General features: G+C 61.5%; 14 protein-coding genes and 1 pseudogene. 7 read left to right on the forward strand and 8 right to left on the reverse strand.

Going from position 1 to position 16,956, the window contains the following annotated elements:
• Nucleotides 1–66: 66 nt before the first annotated feature.
• From NUV89_RS20280 to NUV89_RS20290, 3 genes are all read right to left on the reverse strand, one after another.
• Nucleotides 67–933, reverse strand: a complete 867-nt coding sequence (locus tag NUV89_RS20280) for a carboxylate/amino acid/amine transporter (RefSeq protein WP_257782704.1) — start codon at nt 931–933, stop codon at nt 67–69.
• Nucleotides 934–1,136: 203 nt separating this feature from the next.
• The gene (locus tag NUV89_RS20285; RefSeq protein ID WP_257782705.1) at nt 1,137–1,736 is read right to left on the reverse strand and encodes an FMN-dependent NADH-azoreductase; all 600 of its coding nucleotides are present in this window, start codon (nt 1,734–1,736) and stop codon (nt 1,137–1,139) included.
• A 151-nt stretch (nt 1,737–1,887) separates the two neighbouring features.
• Nucleotides 1,888–2,202: a 3-phosphoglycerate kinase gene (locus NUV89_RS20290; RefSeq protein ID WP_257782706.1), complete on the reverse strand. Its 315-nt coding sequence runs from the start codon at nt 2,200–2,202 to the stop codon at nt 1,888–1,890.
• Nucleotides 2,203–2,251: 49 nt separating this feature from the next.
• Between NUV89_RS20290 and NUV89_RS20295 the strand changes: the two genes are divergently transcribed.
• The 5 genes from NUV89_RS20295 to aqpZ all read left to right on the forward strand — a co-directional run bounded on the left by NUV89_RS20295 (nt 2,252) and on the right by aqpZ (nt 7,381).
• Entirely contained in the window at nt 2,252–3,175 is a 924-nt protein-coding gene (locus NUV89_RS20295) for a LysR family transcriptional regulator (protein WP_017735362.1), read from the forward strand.
• Nucleotides 3,176–3,189: 14 nt separating this feature from the next.
• Complete coding sequence (locus tag NUV89_RS20300) at nt 3,190–3,993, forward strand: alpha/beta fold hydrolase (RefSeq protein WP_257782707.1); 804 nt, start codon at nt 3,190–3,192, stop codon at nt 3,991–3,993.
• Nucleotides 3,994–3,996: 3 nt separating this feature from the next.
• Nucleotides 3,997–4,560 (forward strand): peptidylprolyl isomerase, encoded by a 564-nt coding sequence (locus NUV89_RS20305; protein ID WP_257782708.1) that lies wholly within the window; start codon nt 3,997–3,999, stop codon nt 4,558–4,560.
• Nucleotides 4,561–4,642: 82 nt separating this feature from the next.
• Nucleotides 4,643–6,475, forward strand: a complete 1,833-nt coding sequence (locus tag NUV89_RS20310) for an ABC transporter ATP-binding protein (protein ID WP_257782709.1) — start codon at nt 4,643–4,645, stop codon at nt 6,473–6,475.
• Between the two features lie 204 nt (nt 6,476–6,679).
• Complete coding sequence (gene aqpZ, locus NUV89_RS20315) at nt 6,680–7,381, forward strand: aquaporin Z (protein WP_257782710.1); 702 nt, start codon at nt 6,680–6,682, stop codon at nt 7,379–7,381.
• 192 nt (nt 7,382–7,573) lie between these two features.
• On the opposite strand, the gene NUV89_RS20320 is transcribed toward aqpZ, so the two are convergent.
• Nucleotides 7,574–8,698: a GNAT family N-acetyltransferase gene (locus NUV89_RS20320; protein ID WP_257782711.1), complete on the reverse strand. Its 1,125-nt coding sequence runs from the start codon at nt 8,696–8,698 to the stop codon at nt 7,574–7,576.
• 283 nt (nt 8,699–8,981) lie between these two features.
• Between NUV89_RS20320 and NUV89_RS20325 the strand changes: the two are divergent.
• Nucleotides 8,982–9,857 (forward strand): annotated as a pseudogene (locus NUV89_RS20325) (putative porin); the annotation flags it as partial.
• A 216-nt stretch (nt 9,858–10,073) separates the two neighbouring features.
• Nucleotides 10,074–10,328: a putative porin gene (locus NUV89_RS29980; protein ID WP_374684529.1), complete on the forward strand. Its 255-nt coding sequence runs from the start codon at nt 10,074–10,076 to the stop codon at nt 10,326–10,328.
• A gap of 107 nt (nt 10,329–10,435) precedes the next feature.
• On the opposite strand, the gene NUV89_RS20330 is transcribed toward NUV89_RS29980, so the two are convergent.
• The 4 genes from NUV89_RS20330 to hrpA all read right to left on the reverse strand — a co-directional run bounded on the left by NUV89_RS20330 (nt 10,436) and on the right by hrpA (nt 16,782).
• On the reverse strand, nt 10,436–10,681 hold the full coding sequence (locus tag NUV89_RS20330) for a zf-HC2 domain-containing protein (protein WP_257782713.1): 246 nt from the start codon (nt 10,679–10,681) through the stop codon (nt 10,436–10,438).
• Nucleotides 10,675–11,289 (reverse strand): RNA polymerase sigma factor, encoded by a 615-nt coding sequence (locus NUV89_RS20335; protein ID WP_257782714.1) that lies wholly within the window; start codon nt 11,287–11,289, stop codon nt 10,675–10,677. Before NUV89_RS20335 ends, NUV89_RS20330 begins: the two co-directional genes overlap by 7 nt.
• Nucleotides 11,290–11,384: 95 nt before the next feature.
• A complete protein-coding gene (locus NUV89_RS20340) occupies nt 11,385–12,506 on the reverse strand; it encodes a beta-ketoacyl-ACP synthase III (RefSeq protein WP_257782715.1) in 1,122 nt (373 codons plus the stop codon).
• Nucleotides 12,507–12,870: 364 nt separating this feature from the next.
• On the reverse strand, nt 12,871–16,782 hold the full coding sequence (gene hrpA, locus NUV89_RS20345; protein WP_257782716.1) for an ATP-dependent RNA helicase HrpA: 3,912 nt from the start codon (nt 16,780–16,782) through the stop codon (nt 12,871–12,873).
• Nucleotides 16,783–16,956: the final 174 nt, after the last annotated feature.

Genomic DNA, 16,956 nt, shown 5'->3' on the forward strand with positions numbered 1-16,956 from the left:
GTGCTGACTGATACACCGCCTTCGCGAGCAAGCCCGCTCCCACACAAGCCCTCCCCAACAGGGAGTTCAGCGCAGGATCGGCTGTTTGCGCACACCCAACCGACTGATCCACACCGCCGCCAGAATCACCAATCCGCCCAACGCCAGCCGCCCCAGCGGTTCATGCTGGTTCCAGATCAGCAAATTCAGCAGCAACCCCACCGGCACATGCAGGTTGTTCATCACCGCCAGCGTGCCGCCCTGCACCAGGCAGGCGCCTTTGTTCCACCAGTACATGCCCAGCGCCGTGCTGACCAGGCCGAGGAACACCAGCACGCCCCACTGCAACGGCGCATCGGGCAAAAAGTTGGCCTTGCCGAACAGCAGGAACGCCGGCAGTACCACCAGCAAAGCGCCCACATAGAAGAAACCGAAGCGCCGGTAATGCGGCAGGTCGCTCGGGTAGCGCTTGACCAGATGCTTGTACATCACCTGCCCGGCGGCGTAGGTGAAGTTGGCCAGTTGCAGCAACAAGAAGCCGCCGAGGAAGTGCGGGGTGATCTGGTCGAAGCGAATCACCGCCGCGCCCGCCACTGCCACCAGTGCGGCGATGAGCGCCCATGGGTTGAAACGCCGGTTGAGGGCGTCTTCGATCAGGGTCACATGCAGTGGCGTGAGGATGGTGAACAGCAGCACCTCCGGCACCGTGAGCACGCGAAAGCTCAGGTACAGGCACACATAGGTCACGCCAAATTGCAGCGCGCCGATCACCAACAGACCGCGCATGAACCCCGGCTCCACCGAGCGCCAGCGAGTCAACGGGATAAACACCAGCCCGGCCAGCAGCACACGCACCAGCACGGCGAAGTAGCTGTCGACGTGGCCGGCGAGGTATTCGCCGATCAAGCTGAAGGAAAATGCCTGAATCAGGGTGACAACCAGTAGATAGCCCATGCGCGCCTCGTTTCGAATGGGCGGGACATTAAAGGTTTTCGGCGGTTGAAGAAACTCAAGGCAAAAAAAACCCGACCTCGCTAAAGCGGCAGTCGGGTTGGAGCACTCAGGAGCAAAAAGTGCAAAGGGAGGTTCGTTACGCGTACTTGAAGGGTTTGCGTGGGGCTAGATAAACACGGCGCGATTATCTGGCGATTAAAGGATCAGGCCACCTGTGCCAGCAAGGCCTTGGCGTGATTGATGCCTTTTTCCTGGAAGTCGCCACTCAGGTTCACCCCTTCGGCATGAATGAAGGTGACGTCATGGATGCCGATAAAGGCCATGACCTGGCGCAGGTACGGTTCCTGGTGATCGGAGGTGGCGCCGGTATGGATGCCGCCGCGAGCGGTCAGCACAATGGCACGCTTGCCGGTGAGCAAGCCCTGCGGGCCGGTGGCGGTGTACTTGAAGGTCACACCGGCGCGCAACACGTGGTCCAGCCAGGCTTTCAGGGTGCTGGGGATGGCGAAGTTGTACATCGGTGCGGCCATGACCAAAACATCGGCGGCCAGCAGTTCGTCGGTCAATGCGTTGGAGCGGTCGAGGGAGGCCTGTTCGTTGCCATTGCGCTGATCCGCAGGTTTCATCCAGCCGCCGAGCAAGTTGGCGTCCAAGTGGGGAACCGGGTTAAGGGCCACGTCGCGCACGGTGATCGAATCTGCCGGGTGGGCGGCCTGCCATTGGCTGATGAATTGCTGGGTCAGCTGGCGGGAGATCGAATCCTGCTGACGGGCGCTGCTTTCGATAATCAGAACGTTGGACATGGCTGGGTAGGCTCCATCGGTAAATGCTGTAAGGCGATGGAGTGGAGATTAAACAGAGCCAATTCGATAAAAAAGCGCAAAAAACTGCTATAACCCATCTATAAATTTGTTTATAAGCGGAGTATTGCTAGCGCGCTGCTCCGCTGCCGGGTTATTTCGGCGTGCAGGCCAGGGCGATGCGCATCTTGATAATGGCGCGGTTGAACTTGACCGTGGTGTTGGTGCTTTTACCCGCCGGCACCGTGACCTTGCGCGTACGTGGCGCTTCTGGGCCATTGCTGAAGGTGACCGAGCACACCGCATCGTTGCTGCCGTAGTTGTTGAGCTGGATCGAACTGATGTCGCCGTCCACATCGGAAGCGCGGTAATCGATGCTCACGCCGTCGATCTTTTTTGTCACGTCGATGGAGTAGGCAAACGCACTCGCCGGCAGCAGCGCCAGCAACACACAACAGAATTTTCTCATTCGGCAGTCTCCAATAAGGACCGCCAGCTTAGGACAAGAGGAGCCCATCTTGAAAGCGCCCCGCGTTACCCTCGATCAATGGCGCACGCTGCAAGCCGTCGTCGACCATGGCGGCTTCGCCCAGGCGGCTGAAGCGCTGCACCGTTCGCAGTCCTCGGTGAGCTACACCGTGGCCCGCATGCAAGACCAGCTTGGCGTGCCGCTGCTGCGCATCGACGGGCGCAAGGCCGTCCTCACCGACGCCGGTGAAGTGCTGCTGCGTCGCTCGCGCCAACTGGTGAAAAACGCCAGCCAACTGGAAGACCTCGCCCACCATATGGAACAAGGCTGGGAAGCCGAAGTGCGCCTGGTGGTCGACGCCGCCTACCCTAATGCGCGCCTCGTCCGTGCCCTCTCCGCTTTTATGCCGCAAAGCCGGGGTTGCCGTGTGCGCCTGCGCGAAGAGGTGCTGTCCGGCGTCGAAGAGTTGCTGATCGAAGGCGTCGCCGACCTGGCCATCTGCGGCTTCAGCATTCCCGGCTACCTGGGCACGGAAATGAGCGATGTCGAATTTGTCGCCGTGGCCCACCCCGAACATGCCTTGCACCGCATGCAGCGCGAATTGAGCTTCCAGGACCTGGAAAGCCAGATGCAGGTGGTGATCCGCGACTCCGGCCGCCAGCAACCGCGCGATGTCGGCTGGCTCGGCGCCGAACAGCGCTGGACCGTCGGCAGCCTGGCCACCGCCGCGGCCTTTGTCGGCAGCGGCCTGGGCTTTGCCTGGTTGCCCCGGCACATGATCGAACGCGAACTCGCCGAAGGCGTGCTCAAGCAGCTACCCTTGGAACAGGGCGGCAGCCGCCACCCGACGTTCTTCCTGTACTCAAACAAGGACAAACCCTTGGGGCCGGCGACGCAGATCCTCGTGGAACTGCTGCGCACCTTTGACACTGCCCCCTTGGACGCGCCTTTCGCCGCCCCCCAGCAAGCCTGAAACGGAGTTCACGCATGGCCTGGTTCGACCACGAAGGATGCAGCCTGCACTACGAGGAATACGGCCACGGCACGCCGCTGATCCTCATCCACGGCCTGGGCTCCAGCAGCCAGGATTGGGAATTGCAGATTCCGGTGCTGGCCAGGCATTACCGCCTGATCGTGGTAGACGTGCGCGGCCATGGGCGCTCGGACAAACCCCGCGAACGCTACAGCATCCAGGGCTTCACCTATGACCTGCAGGCCCTGATCGAACACCTGGACCTGCCGCCCGCCCACGTGGTGGGTTTGTCCATGGGCGGCATGATCGCCTTCCAGTTGGCGGTGGACGAACCGAACCGGGTCAAGAGCCTGTGCATCGTCAACAGCGCGCCCGAGGTCAAGGTGCGCAGTGCCAATGACTATTGGCAGTGGGCCAAGCGCTGGAGCCTGGCGCGCGTGCTCAGCCTGGCCACGATCGGCAAGGCCCTGGGCGACCGGTTGTTCCCCAAGCCCGACCAGGCCGACCTGCGCCGCAAGATGGCCGAACGCTGGGCAAAAAACGACAAACGTGCTTATCTCGCCAGCTTCGATGCGATTGTGGGCTGGGGCGTGCAGGAACAACTTTCGCGGATCACCTGTCCAACCCTGGTCATCAGCGCCGACCACGACTACACCCCCGTGGCGCAAAAACAAAACTATGTAAAACTGCTGCCCGATGCGCGGCTGGTGGTGATCGAAGATTCCCGCCATGCCACGCCCTTGGACCAACCCGAAGTCTTTAACGCTACCTTGCTCGATTTTCTAAAGACAGTCGAAACCACTACCCAGGATCACTGACCCATGCTGAAAAAAATCGCCTTCTTTGCCGGTTCTGTTCTGTTCGCTGCCAACCTGATGGCGGCCGAGCCTGCCAAGGCGCCCCACGTGCTGATCTCCACCACCAACGGCGACATTGAAATCGAACTGGACCCGGTCAAGGCGCCGATCAGTACCAAGAACTTCCTGGCCTACGTGGACAAGGGCTTCTACAGCAACACGATCTTCCACCGCGTGATCCCGGGCTTCATGGTCCAGGGCGGCGGGTTCACCACGCAGATGTCGCAAAAGCCGACCGAAGGGCCGATCCGCAACGAAGCCAGCAATGGCTTGCATAACGTGCGCGGCACCTTGTCCATGGCCCGCACCAACGACCCGAACTCGGCCACCAGCCAGTTCTTCATCAACGTCGCCGACAATGCGTTCCTCGACCCGGGCCGTGACGCCGGCTATGCCGTATTCGCCAAAGTGGTCAAGGGCATGGACGTGGTGGACATCATCGTCAACTCCCAGACCACCACCAAGCAGGGCATGCAGAACGTGCCCATCGATCCTGTCCTGATTAAGTCGGCCAAGCGCATCGACTGAGGCCTACAGGGCTTTCCGCGCATGGCCCACAAGGCCATGCGCGCATTTGAAAGGAGAGCCCGCCACGCGGGCGTCATACCCCATGCTCTATCGTCGTTTTGAACAACTGATCGATATTTTCCGCGACGCCCCCAGCGAAGCCCCGCCCGATAAAGTCCTGCCCTTCTACCTCTATTACCTGCGCCAGGTGTGGCCGCACTTTGCCGCCTTGCTGGTGGTCGGCCTGATCGGTGCATTGATCGAGGTCGCGCTGTTCAGCTACCTCAGCCGCATCATCGACCTGGCCCAGGGCACGCCGCCGGCGAATTTCTTCCAGGTACACAGCACCGAGCTGATCTGGATGGCCGTGGTCGCCCTGCTGCTGCGCCCGATCTTCGGCGCCTTGCACGACCTGTTGGTGCACCAGACCATCAGCCCCGGCATGACCAGCCTGATCCGCTGGCAAAACCACAGCTACGTGCTCAAGCAGAGCCTGAATTTCTTCCAGAACGACTTCGCCGGGCGCATCGCCCAGCGCATCATGCAAACCGGCAACTCCCTGCGCGACTCCGCCGTGGCGGCGGTGGACGCGATCTGGCACGTGGCGATCTACGCCATCAGTTCCCTGGTGCTGTTTGCCGAGGCCGACTGGCGCCTGATGATCCCGCTGGTGACATGGATCATCTGCTACAGCCTGGCCCTGCGCTACTTCGTGCCACGGGTGAAGGAGCGCTCGGTGATTTCCTCCGAGGCGCGCTCCAAGCTGATGGGGCGCATCGTCGACGGCTACACCAACATCACCACCTTGAAGCTGTTCGCCCATACCCAATATGAGCAGCAGTACGCCAAGGAAGCGATCATCGAGCAAACCGAAAAAACCCAGCTGGCCAGCCGCGTCGTCACCAGCATGGACATCGTCATCACCAGCATGAACGGCCTGCTGATCGTGACCACCACCGGCCTGGCCCTGTGGCTGTGGACGCAGTCGCTGATTTCCGTGGGCGCGATTGCCCTGGCGACCGGCCTGGTGATCCGCATCGTCAACATGTCCGGCTGGATCATGTGGGTGGTCAACGGCATCTTCGAGAACATCGGCATGGTGCAGGACGGCTTGAAAACCATCGCCCAGCCCCTGGCCGTGGTCGACCGCGAAAACGCCCCGCGCCTGACGGTGCCCCATGGCGAAGTGCGCTTTGAACAGGTGGATTTCCACTATGGCAAGAAGAGCGGAATCATCGGCGGGCTGAACCTGAAGATCCAGGCCGGGGAAAAGATCGGCCTGATCGGCCCGTCCGGCGCCGGCAAATCCACCCTGGTCAACCTGCTGCTGCGCCTGTACGACCTGCAAGGCGGGCGCATCCTGATCGACGGGCAGAACATCGCCGAAGTCGCGCAGGAGTCCTTGCGCGAACAGATCGGCATGATTACCCAGGACACGTCCCTGCTGCACCGCTCGATCCGCGACAACCTGTTGTACGGCAAGCCGGACGCCACCGACGAGGAGCTCTGGGCCGCCATCCACAAGGCCCGCGCCGATGAGTTCATCCCCTTGCTGTCGGATTCCGAAGGCCGCACCGGGCTGGATGCCCACGTCGGTGAGCGCGGGGTAAAACTCTCCGGCGGGCAACGCCAGCGCATCGCGATTGCCCGCGTGCTGCTCAAGGACGCGCCGATCCTAATCATGGACGAAGCCACCTCAGCCCTGGACTCGGAAGTGGAAGCGGCGATCCAGGAGAGCCTGGAAACCCTGATGCAAGGCAAGACCGTGATTGCGATTGCGCACCGCTTGTCGACCATTGCGCGCATGGACCGCCTGGTGGTGCTGGAGAAAGGCCAGATTGCCGAGACGGGCAGCCATGCCGAATTGCTGGCCCATGGTGGGTTGTATGCGCGGTTGTGGCAGCACCAGACGGGGGGTTTCGTCGGTATCGACTAATCCTCTACGCCTCAAACACAGTCCAAAATGTGGGAGCGGGCTTGCCCGCTCCCACATTTGATTGAGCCTCTCCCACATCCGGCCACTGGATTTGTGCCACAACCCTGCTGTACTCAACGCAGTGCCCAGACAGGCGCTGTAGTCAGTGCAGGGAGCATCACGGTTTTACTGATCTGGTAGAGCGATCTATCAAGGACGTGTTCCATGTCTTTGTTCAAGCGTTCAGTCACGGAGAGTCTAGGTACGTTTTGGCTGGTGTTGGGCGGTTGCGGGAGCGCGGTATTGGCCGCGGCATTTCCGGCAGTCGGGATTGGTTTGCTGGGGGTGTCCCTGGCGTTCGGGCTCACGGTGTTGACCATGGCGTTTGCCATCGGCCATATCAGCGGTTGCCACCTCAACCCGGCGGTGTCGGTGGGGCTGGTCGTTGGCGGCAGGTTTCCAGCCAGGGAGTTGCCAGCGTACATCGTCGCCCAGGTAATCGGCGGCACGGTTGCCGCGGCCTTGCTGTACTTCATTGCCAGCGGCAAGCCAGGCTTTGAACTGGCGACGGGCCTGGCCTCCAACGGCTATGGCGAGCACTCGCCCGGCGGTTATTCGATGGCGGCGGGGTTTGTCTGTGAGCTGGTGATGACGGCGATGTTCGTGCTGATAATCCTCGGCGCCACCGACCACCGCGCCCCGAAGGGCCTCGCGCCCATCGCCATCGGCCTGGCCTTGACGCTGATCCACCTGATCTCCATCCCCGTCACCAACACCTCGGTCAACCCCGCGCGCAGTACAGGGCCAGCCTTGATCGTTGGCGGGTGGGCGATCCAGCAATTGTGGATGTTCTGGCTCGCGCCGATCCTCGGGGCGGTGATCGGCGGTGTGACCTATCGATGGCTGGGCAAGGAGGAGCCGGCCTGAGGCAAAGCGGGCTCAGCCCTGCCACTGCGGCAGGGCTTTTTTCAGGATTGTCACCCCCCCTGAACACACCACAAATCAAATGTGGGAGCTGGCTTGCCTGCGATGGCATCACCTCAGTATCACTGAAAGACCGAGGTGTCTGCATCGCAGGCAAGCCAGCTCCCACACAAGCTCACTCCCCCGTCTTTCGAGTTACACCTGCCGATACGGCAACGCCGCCCGCGCCTCTTCGGCATACGCCACAATCCCCACCCGTTCACGCTCGAGGAAATCCTCCACGGCGCTCTTCAACCCCGCATGCCGCAAGTAGTGCCACGACCGCGTAATCACCGGCTCAAACCCGCGAATCAATTTGTGCTCACCCTGCGCCCCGGCGTCAAAACGTTGCACGCCATGGGCGATGGCATAGTCCATGCCCTGGTAAAAGCAGGTTTCAAAATGCAGGCGGTCGAACTCCGCCAGGCAGCCCCAATAGCGGCCATAGAAGCTGTCGCCACCGATCAGGCTGAACGCCATGGCCACCGGCCGTGTGCCTTGCTTGGCCAGCACCACGCGGATTGCTTCAGGCATGCGCTCGGCGAGCAGGCTGAAAAACTCGCGGGTCAGGTACGGCGATTGGCGGCGCACCGCATAGGTGTTGGCGTAGCAGGCGTAGACAAAATCCCACTGCGCTTCGCTCAGCTCATGGCCGTGCAACCATTCGAAGTCGATGCCCTGCCCGGCCACTTGTTCGCGTTCTTTGCGCATCTGTTTGCGCTTGCGTGAGCTGAGGGCGTCGAGGAAGTCCTGGAAGTCGCGGTAGCCACGGTTCTGCCAGTGAAACTGACAACCCAGGCGCTGCAACCAACCCGGCTGATTCGCCAGCGCATCATCGGCCAGACCATCGGTGAAGTTGATATGGGCGCTGGAGAGCCCTTCGATTTCCAGGTAACCCGGCAGGCCCTTGAGCAGTTCAAAACCGTCCTCGGCACTCGCTGCCAGCAGGCGTGGCCCGCTGACCGGGCTGAACGGCACGGCCGTCAGCAGCTTGGGATAGTAGTCGATGCCGGCCCGCTCGCAGGCGTCGGCCCAACCATGATCGAACACGTACTCGCCATAGGAGTGCCACTTGCGATAACTGGGCAGTGCCGCCACCAGCCGCTCGCCTTCCCAATGCAGCAAATGTTCCGGTTGCCAGCCAGAGTGCGGGCCAACGCTGCCGCTGTCTTCCAACGCACTCAGGAACGCATGGCGCACAAACGGCTGGGCGTCTGGCACCAGTGCATCCCAGGTCTGCGGGGCGATTTCGGACAGTCTGGTCAGACGTTGCAGCGGCATCGGAATCCTCATTACTCAGGGGCGTGAAAGCCTCGCGAGTATCGCTTATCGCCGCCCTTCGCACACCCTCGAATCGCCTGACAAGGCTCTAAAGCAATAGTTCCCACCATGAATAATTTGTCATGTAGATGACATCACTTCGCCACTGCTCCGTCATAAACGATCGCGATACTGACGCCTGTTTTTAGAGCGTCTGGTACTACCAGGCGGCATTTTTTCCGTCCGTCATGGGTCGGTTGTGTCCTGGATGGTTTGCCATCCCTCCTCACTTTCGGAGATTGATATGCGTCTTGCTTCCACTAAAACTGCGGCGATCCTGTGCGGCGGCCTGTTGCTGGCCCTGAGCGTACCGGCCAATGCTGCAGTCGACGCTAAATTGCTCGACATGCTCAAGGCCAACGGCCAGATCACCAATGCCCAGTACAGCGAACTGCAAGCTGAGCTGGCACGGGATCAGAAAGAACAGCAGATCGCACGGCAAGCTCAACAAGAGACCAACGAACAGATCGCGGCCACCGCGAAGAAAACCAACGAACTGAGCAGCTTCGACCAGAAGCTGGCCTGGGCGGCCAAGACTCAATTCAAAGGCGACGTGCGCGTGCGCCAGGAGACCGTCAAGGTCGAAGGCTCGCCAAACAATGGCGGCAAGGACAAGGATCGCCAGCGCCTGCGGGCCCGTCTGGGTGCCTACACCGAGATCAACTCGCAAGTCGACACCGGTATCCGTATCGCCACCGGCAGCAGCGACGACGCCCGTTCCACCAACGTGGACCTGGACGGCTACTTCAACAAGAAAGCGCTGTGGCTGGACCTCGGCTACATCGACTACCACCCAGACCAGGTCAAGAACCTGCACGTGATCGGCGGCAAGATGCTGCAACCGTGGGTCAGCATGGGCGACGTGATCTGGGACACCGACGTGAACCCGGAAGGTCTGGCACTGACCTATAAATACCCACTGGGTGGCAGCGCGGAGCTGTTCGGTAGCGCCGGTAACTACAGCCTCAAAGACAACGTCAACGGCGAAGGCGTGCAATTTCGCAACGACATGCGCATGACGTCCGGCCAGTTGGGCGCGCGTTTCGCCGTGACCGACAACCTGAAAGTGACCTTGGGCGGTAGCGTCTACGCGTTCCAGAACGACGAAGACAGCCGCTGCCCTACAGCCGGCTCCACCGCCTGCCTGACCCCACAGGAAACCATCCTGAACACCGTGGCCGGCAATGCCAGCGAATACCGCTTGTATGAAGGCTTCAGCCAGATCGACGTCGGCGGCCTGGCCGTACCGTTGTCGTTCTACGGTCAGTACGTGCAAAACACCAAAGCCACTGAAAGCGACAAGGACACGGCCTGGTTGGTGGGTGCCAAGTCCAAGGTGTTTGGCTTGAACCTGGACTACAACTACCGCGACATCCAGCGTTACGCGGTGGTCGGTGGCTTCACCGACTCGGACTTCGCCGGCGGTGTTACCGGTTCGCGCGGTCACAAGTTCAAGGTCGGCTACGACATCGACAAGAACTTCGCCATTGGCGCCACTTACTTCCTGACCAAGGCCGATTACTCCAGCGCGCCAAACTACCGCGATGCCAAGGTCAACACCTTGCAGCTGGACGCAGAAGCCAAGTTCTAAATGTAAGTGCTTGAAGCCTTGGGCCAGGACGGCCCGAGGTTGCTGCAACAGCCTTGCGTGGATGGATCGGTCCCCATCATCCGTTCGATCCCGCCACGCGAGCCTGCTTATTCCCCGCCTTTCTGATCCTTGAGCCGCTCGGCAGCCAGCTGCTGCGCCAAGGCATCCATATCCCCCACCGGCTCGTCCGGCAGTATTTTCAGCGTGGCTTGCATCAAGCGCATCTGGCGGATAAACCGCCGGCAGTTCGGGCAAAACATCAGGTGATGACGCACCAGCAGGCGTTCGCGAAAGGTCAGTTGCCCATCGAGATAGTCACTGGAACGTGCCACTTGTTCTTTACAGGTCAACATTCGCCCGTTTCCTCAAAATGCTCCACCGTGGCGAAGACTTTAAGCCGTGCTCGATGCAGCAGCACACGGACATTGGAGAGAGAGAGCGTCAGAAGATTACAGATCTCTTCCAACTCCAGGCCTTGGCGTTCACGCAAGACCAGCACGCTGCTTTGCAACTCCGACAGGCTCAGCAAGGTGTGTTCCAGGCAGTTGCGCAGTTCATCCTCGGTGAGCAGGGCTTCCGGGGTGTCCTGGTGCCAGGCGTACGGGGCGACGGCCCAGTGGCCATCGTCGGGGGTAAAACGATCATCACCAATGGTGCCGTGGGGTGAAGGCAGATCGTCGAGCAGCACTTCGCGGCGGTTCTGCTTGTAGCGGCCCTTGGCGGCGTTGGCGGTGATGGTCAGCAGCCAGGTCTTGAGGCTGGAACGTCCTTCGAATTTAGACAGGTTGCGCACCACCGACAGCCAGGCATCCTGGACGATTTCATCGGCATGGCGCTGGCCGACAATGGCATAGGCCACCGCGCGCATGGCGCTCTGGTAGGTGGTGACCAACTCCTTGTAGGCCCGCTGCTCACCCTTGAGCAGGCGTTCAAGCAGGTGCGCGTCGTCGGCTGCTGCCATTGTCTACCTCAATTTCACTTTAGGAATGCGATCAATGTGGGGCCGGGCCTAAAAACTGAATACACCGCCAATCCCCTGTGGGAGCGGCCTGCCAATCAGCGTTTGCGCAGGATCACGCTGCCAATCGAATAGCCCGCACCGAACGAGCTAAGCACCGCAACGGAACCCTTGGCCAGATCGTCCTGATATTTATGAAACGCAATCACCGACCCCGCCGAACTGGTGTTCGCGTAGGTATCAAGAATCACCGGCGCTTCTTCCACCGTCGCCTCGCGGCCCAGCAGTTTTTTCACGATCAGGTGGTTCATGCTCAGGTTCGCCTGGTGCAACCAGAACCGCTTCACGTCCGCCACGTCCAGCTGGTTTTCCGCCAGGTGCACGCCGATCAGCTCGGCGACCATCGGGCACACGTCGCGGAAGACTTTGCGGCCTTCCTGCACGAACAGTTTGTCCGGCGCACCGATGCCCTCTTCCGCCGCGCGGTTGAGGAAGCCGAAGTTGTTGCGGATGTTATTGGAGAACTTGGTCAGCAGCTTGGTGCTGACCACGTCGAACTGGTGCTCGGACGTCGCCAGGTCGGCACGCTCCAGGATCACGGCGGTGGCCGCATCGCCAAAGATGAAGTGGCTGTCACGGTCACGGAAATTCAGGTGGCCGGTGCAGACTTCCGGGTTGACCATCAAGATCGCCCGGGCCTGGCCCAGCGCGATGCTGTTAGCAGCGTTCTGGATGCCAAAGGTGGCCGAAGAACACGCCACGTTCATGTCAAAACCGAAACCCGCGATGCCCAGGGCTTCCTGGACTTCGATGGCGATGGCCGGGTAGGCGCGCTGCAAGTTGGAACAGGCGACGATCACACCGTCGATGTCGGCGGCGGTCTTGCCGGCACGTTGCAGGGCCTGCTCGGCAGCGCCGACGGCCATCTGGCAGAGCACCGACCATTCGTCGTTGCTGCGCTCAGGCAGGCGCGGGGCCATGCGCTTGGGATCGAGGATGCCTTCCTTGTCCATCACGAAGCGGCTCTTGATACCCGAGGCTTTTTCGATGAAGGCGGCGCTGGATTCCGTCAGCGCCTGCACTTCACCGCGCTCGATGGCGTCAGCATTATCGCTGTTGAACTGTTGCACGTAGGTATTGAAGGACTGCACCAGCTCTTCGTTGGAGATGCTGTTGGCAGGGGTGTACAGGCCAGTGCCGCTGATGACGACGTTATGCACGGTCGTTCCTCTAAATCTGTCAGGCAGAAGATATTGGTACCGTCGTACCAAACTTTAAGTAGTTTTATTCCGCCCGGCGGACATCAAACTGGCATCGCTTTATTCCATCGCGCCGTGGCTGTAGCAGCCAGCCCAAACCGGCGATCCCGGCATTTATAGGCGCGAAGTTTGCCACAAACCTCGGAAGTTGGCGCTATCTCCCGGATAAGCGCTGAATTCTCAGAGGCGCCCTAGATCCATTGTGGGAGCGGGCTTGCTCGCGAAAGCGGTGGGTCAGTCACCACATGCACAGCTGAAACACCGCATTCGCGAGCAAGCCCGCTCCCACATTGGATCTGTTTTGCCTTGGGAACCGAGGCAGGTCTCAGGCCTCGACCAGGCTCCATTGCTTGCTCAGGCGCTTGTCGGAAATCGGCACCTTGGTGCCCAACTGCTGGCCAAACAACGACACCCGATATTCCTCCAGCCACCAGCGGTACAGCTCCAGCTGCGGGTCGCGCTTGCCTTCCTGGGCGTGCTTTTTCAGGCGGTTCTCGTACTGCGCCCACAAACCGCCCAACTCGCCGCTCCACACCCGGTCCTTTTGCACCTGGCTTGGCAGTTTCTCCAGGCGCAGTTCGATGGCCTTGAGGTAACGCGGCAGTTCCTTGAACCACTGCGCCGGGGTTTCGCGGACAAAACCGGGGTACACCAGATGGCTCAGTTGCAGCTTGATATCGTTCAAGGCCACGGCCTGGGCCAGGTCGATCTTGCCTTTGAAGCGTTTTTGCAGCGTGTGCCAGAGCTTCAGCACTTCCAGGGTCAAGCGTGCCAGGCGCTCGGCGTGTTCAGTCCAGCTGCCACGCTTGCGCTCGGCCAGGGCAGCCAAACCGGCACCATCGCGCGGCAGGCTGGCTTCGCCCTCCAATACGCAGGTGTCGAGGCTAGCCAGCAGGATATCTTCCACCAGGGCGTCAATACGCCCCAGCTCGCGGTACATCAGGCTCAACTCCGTCAGACCGGGCAATTTGCCGCGCAGGAATTTGGCCGGTTCCGCCAGTTGCTGCATCAGCAAGCGTTGCAATGCGCGGCGATGCTGGAATTCAGCTTCGGCGGCCGTGGAGAAACGCCCTTCCTTGACCGTGCCGTTTTCTTCCACCAGTGCCGGATAGACCGTCATCGACAGGCCGGCAATCTTCTGCTGAGTCTTCTCGGCGACGGCGGCGAACACCTTGGCTTCCACCGGCTGCTGGCTTTTCGCGGTTTGCGGCACGGCCAACGCCGCCTGGCTGGCTTCGGCGAAGCGCGCGGTCAGCTCGGCCAGGTCGCGGCCTTCGCCAAGGAACTTGCCTTGGCCATCGACCACTTCCAGGTTCATCTTCAGGTGGTTGTCCACCTGCTGCGCGGCCTCGGCCCAGGCTTCATCGCTGACCCGCGCGCCGGTCATGCGCAGCAGCTCACGCCCCAGCGCCTGGGGCAGCGAGCCCTGGCCGAATTCGATGCGTTGCAGGGCAGCCTTGACGAAATCCGGCACCGGCACGAAGTTCTTGCGCAGTGCCTTGGGTAGGTTGCGCACCAGGGCGATGCACTTGGCCTCGATCAGTCCCGGCACCAGCCATTCCAGGCGCTCCGGTGGCAACGCCGGCAGCAGCGGCGCGGGCACGCGCAGGGTCACGCCGTCGCGCGGGTGGTTGGGTTCGAAGTGGTAACTCAAGGCCAGGGCCAGATCGCCCAGGTGCAGCGTGTCCGGGTAATGCGCGGCGGTGACTTCACTGGCCTCGCGGGCCAGCACGTCTTCTTCGCGCATTATCAGCAGCTGTGGGTCTTTCTGGCTGTGGACCTTGTACCAGCTGTCAAAGGTCGCGGTCTGGTGGATCTCCGCCGGCAAGCGCGCATCGTAGAAGGCGTACAGGGTTTCTTCGTCGGCGAGGATGTCGCGCCGGCGCGCCTTGGCTTCCAGTTCGTCGAGCTGCTCGAGCAGTTGCTGGTTGGCGGTCAGGCACTTGGCCCGCGACTGAATCTCGCCGCGCACCAGGCCTTCGCGGATAAACAACTCGCGCGACACCACCGGGTCAATCGGCCCGTAATGCACCGGCCGGCGCCCGACCACGATCAGCCCGAACAGGGTGATCTGCTCAAATGCCACCACTTGGCCGCGCTTCTTCTCCCAGTGCGGTTCGAAGTGGTTCTTCTTGATTAAGTGCCCAGCCAGCGGCTCGATCCAATCGGCGTCGATCTTGGCGACCATGCGCGCATACAGCTTGGTGGTTTCCACCAGCTCGGCGGTCATCAGCCATTGCGGACGCTTCTTGCCGATGCCCGACGACGGATGAATCCAGAAGCGCCGCTGGCGTGCACCGAGGTAATCGCCGTCTTCGGTCTTCTGCCCGATCTGGCTGAGCAGGCCGGACAGCACCGCCTTGTGCAGTTTCGGAAAATCCGCCGGTTCTTTGTTGATCGTCAGTTGCATGTCGCGGCAGATCAGGCTGAGCTGGCGATGGGAGTCGCGCCATTCGCGCAGGCGCAAATAGTTGAGGAAGTTCTTGCGACACCAGTTGCGCAGCGGGCTGGCAGTCAGCGCCTGGCGCTGCTCTTCAAAGCCGCGCCATAGATTGACCAACCCGGCGAAGTCCGAATCCGCGTCTTTCCATTGTGCGTGGGCCTGGTCGGCAGCTTGCTGACGCTCCGGCGGACGCTCACGCGGGTCCTGGATCGACATGGCGCTGGCGACGATCAGCACTTCCTGCAAACTGCCAAGCTTGGCCGCTTCCAGCAGCATGCGGCCCATGCGCGGGTCCACCGGCAGGCGTGCCAACTGGCGGCCCAACGGCGTGAGCTGGCTGTTGCGGTCCACGGCCGAGAGTTCTTGCAGCAGGTTGAAACCGTCGCTGATGGCCTTACCGTCGGGCGGTTCGATAAACGGGAAGTCGGTGATTTCGCCAAGGCGCAGGTGCAGCATCTGCAGGATCACGGCAGCGAGGTTGGTGCGCAGGATTTCCGGGTCGGTAAATTCCGGGCGGCCGATAAAGTCTTCTTCGCTGTACAAGCGGATGCAGATCCCCGGCTCGACCCGGCCGCAGCGGCCTTTACGCTGGTTGGCGCTGGCCTGGGAAATCGCCTCGATGGGCAGGCGCTGCACCTTGGCGCGGTAGCTGTAGCGGCTGATGCGCGCGGTGCCGCTGTCGATCACATAACGGATGCCCGGCACGGTCAGCGAGGTTTCCGCGACGTTGGTCGCGAGCACCACACGCCGGCCCGGATGGGACTGGAAAATCCGCTGCTGTTCGGCCGGTGACAGGCGCGCGTACAACGGCAAAATTTCGGTGTGCTTGAGCTGAGCCTTGCGCAGCATCTCGGCGGCGTCGCGAATCTCGCGCTCGCCGGGCAAGAACACCAGCACGTCGCCAGGGCTGCGGCGCTCGCTGCGCTCGTAGGCGGCGATTTCATCGAGGGTGGCGAGGATCGCCTGGTCGACGGTGAGGTCGTCCTCGACGCGGTTGCCCTCCTCGTCCTGCTCCAGGGTCAGCGGGCGGTACCAGGTGTCCACCGGGAAGGTGCGGCCCGACACCTCGACAATCGGCGCATCGTCGAAGTGCTTGGAGAAGCGCTCCAGGTCGATAGTCGCCGAGGTAATGATGACTTTCAGGTCCGGGCGGCGCGGCAACAGAGTCTTCAGGTAACCCAGCAGGAAGTCGATGTTCAAGCTGCGTTCGTGGGCTTCGTCGACGATGATTGTGTCGTAGCGTTCCAGGTAGCGGTCGTTCTGGGTTTCTGCCAGCAGGATGCCGTCGGTCATCAGCTTAATCAGGGTGTTGGAATCGCTCTGGTCTTCAAAGCGCACCTGATAGCCGACCAGTGCGCCCAGCGGCGTGGCCAACTCTTCGGCAACCCGGCTGGCGACGCTGCGCGCGGCGATCCGGCGCGGCTGGGTGTGACCGATCAGGCCGAATTGGCCGCGACCGATCTCCAGGCAGATCTTCGGCAACTGCGTGGTTTTACCCGAGCCGGTTTCACCGGCAATGATGAGCACCTGGTGCTTGTTCAGCGCCGCTTTGATCTCGTCGCGCTTGGCGGCAATCGGCAGGCTGTCGTCGTAACGGATCACCGGCAGGCTGGCGCGGCGCGCCGTGACCTGGGCGCAGGACGCCTGCATGCGCGCCACCCACTGCGCCAACTTGTCCTCGTCGGGCTTCTTGCGCAGCTCCAGCAACTGCCGACGCAAGCGGTGGCGGTCGGCGAGCATGGCGTGATCGAGGGTTTTGAGCAGTTGGTCGATAGTGGGCGCTTGGTCAGTCATCAGGTACTTGACGGTTATCTATATAGGCACGGCCGGCAAGTGTGGCAGAAAAGCGTCGCGTCTGGCAGGCGCCTGAGTGGCATCGGCGGTAAACCCAATCAATTGTGGGAACAACGATCATGTGGGAGCGGGCTTGTGTGGGAGCGGGCTTGCTCGCGAATGCGGTGTGTCAGT

It is taken from the genome of Pseudomonas sp. 18.1.10 (assembly GCF_024655625.1).
Lineage (GTDB): Bacteria > Pseudomonadota > Gammaproteobacteria > Pseudomonadales > Pseudomonadaceae > Aquipseudomonas.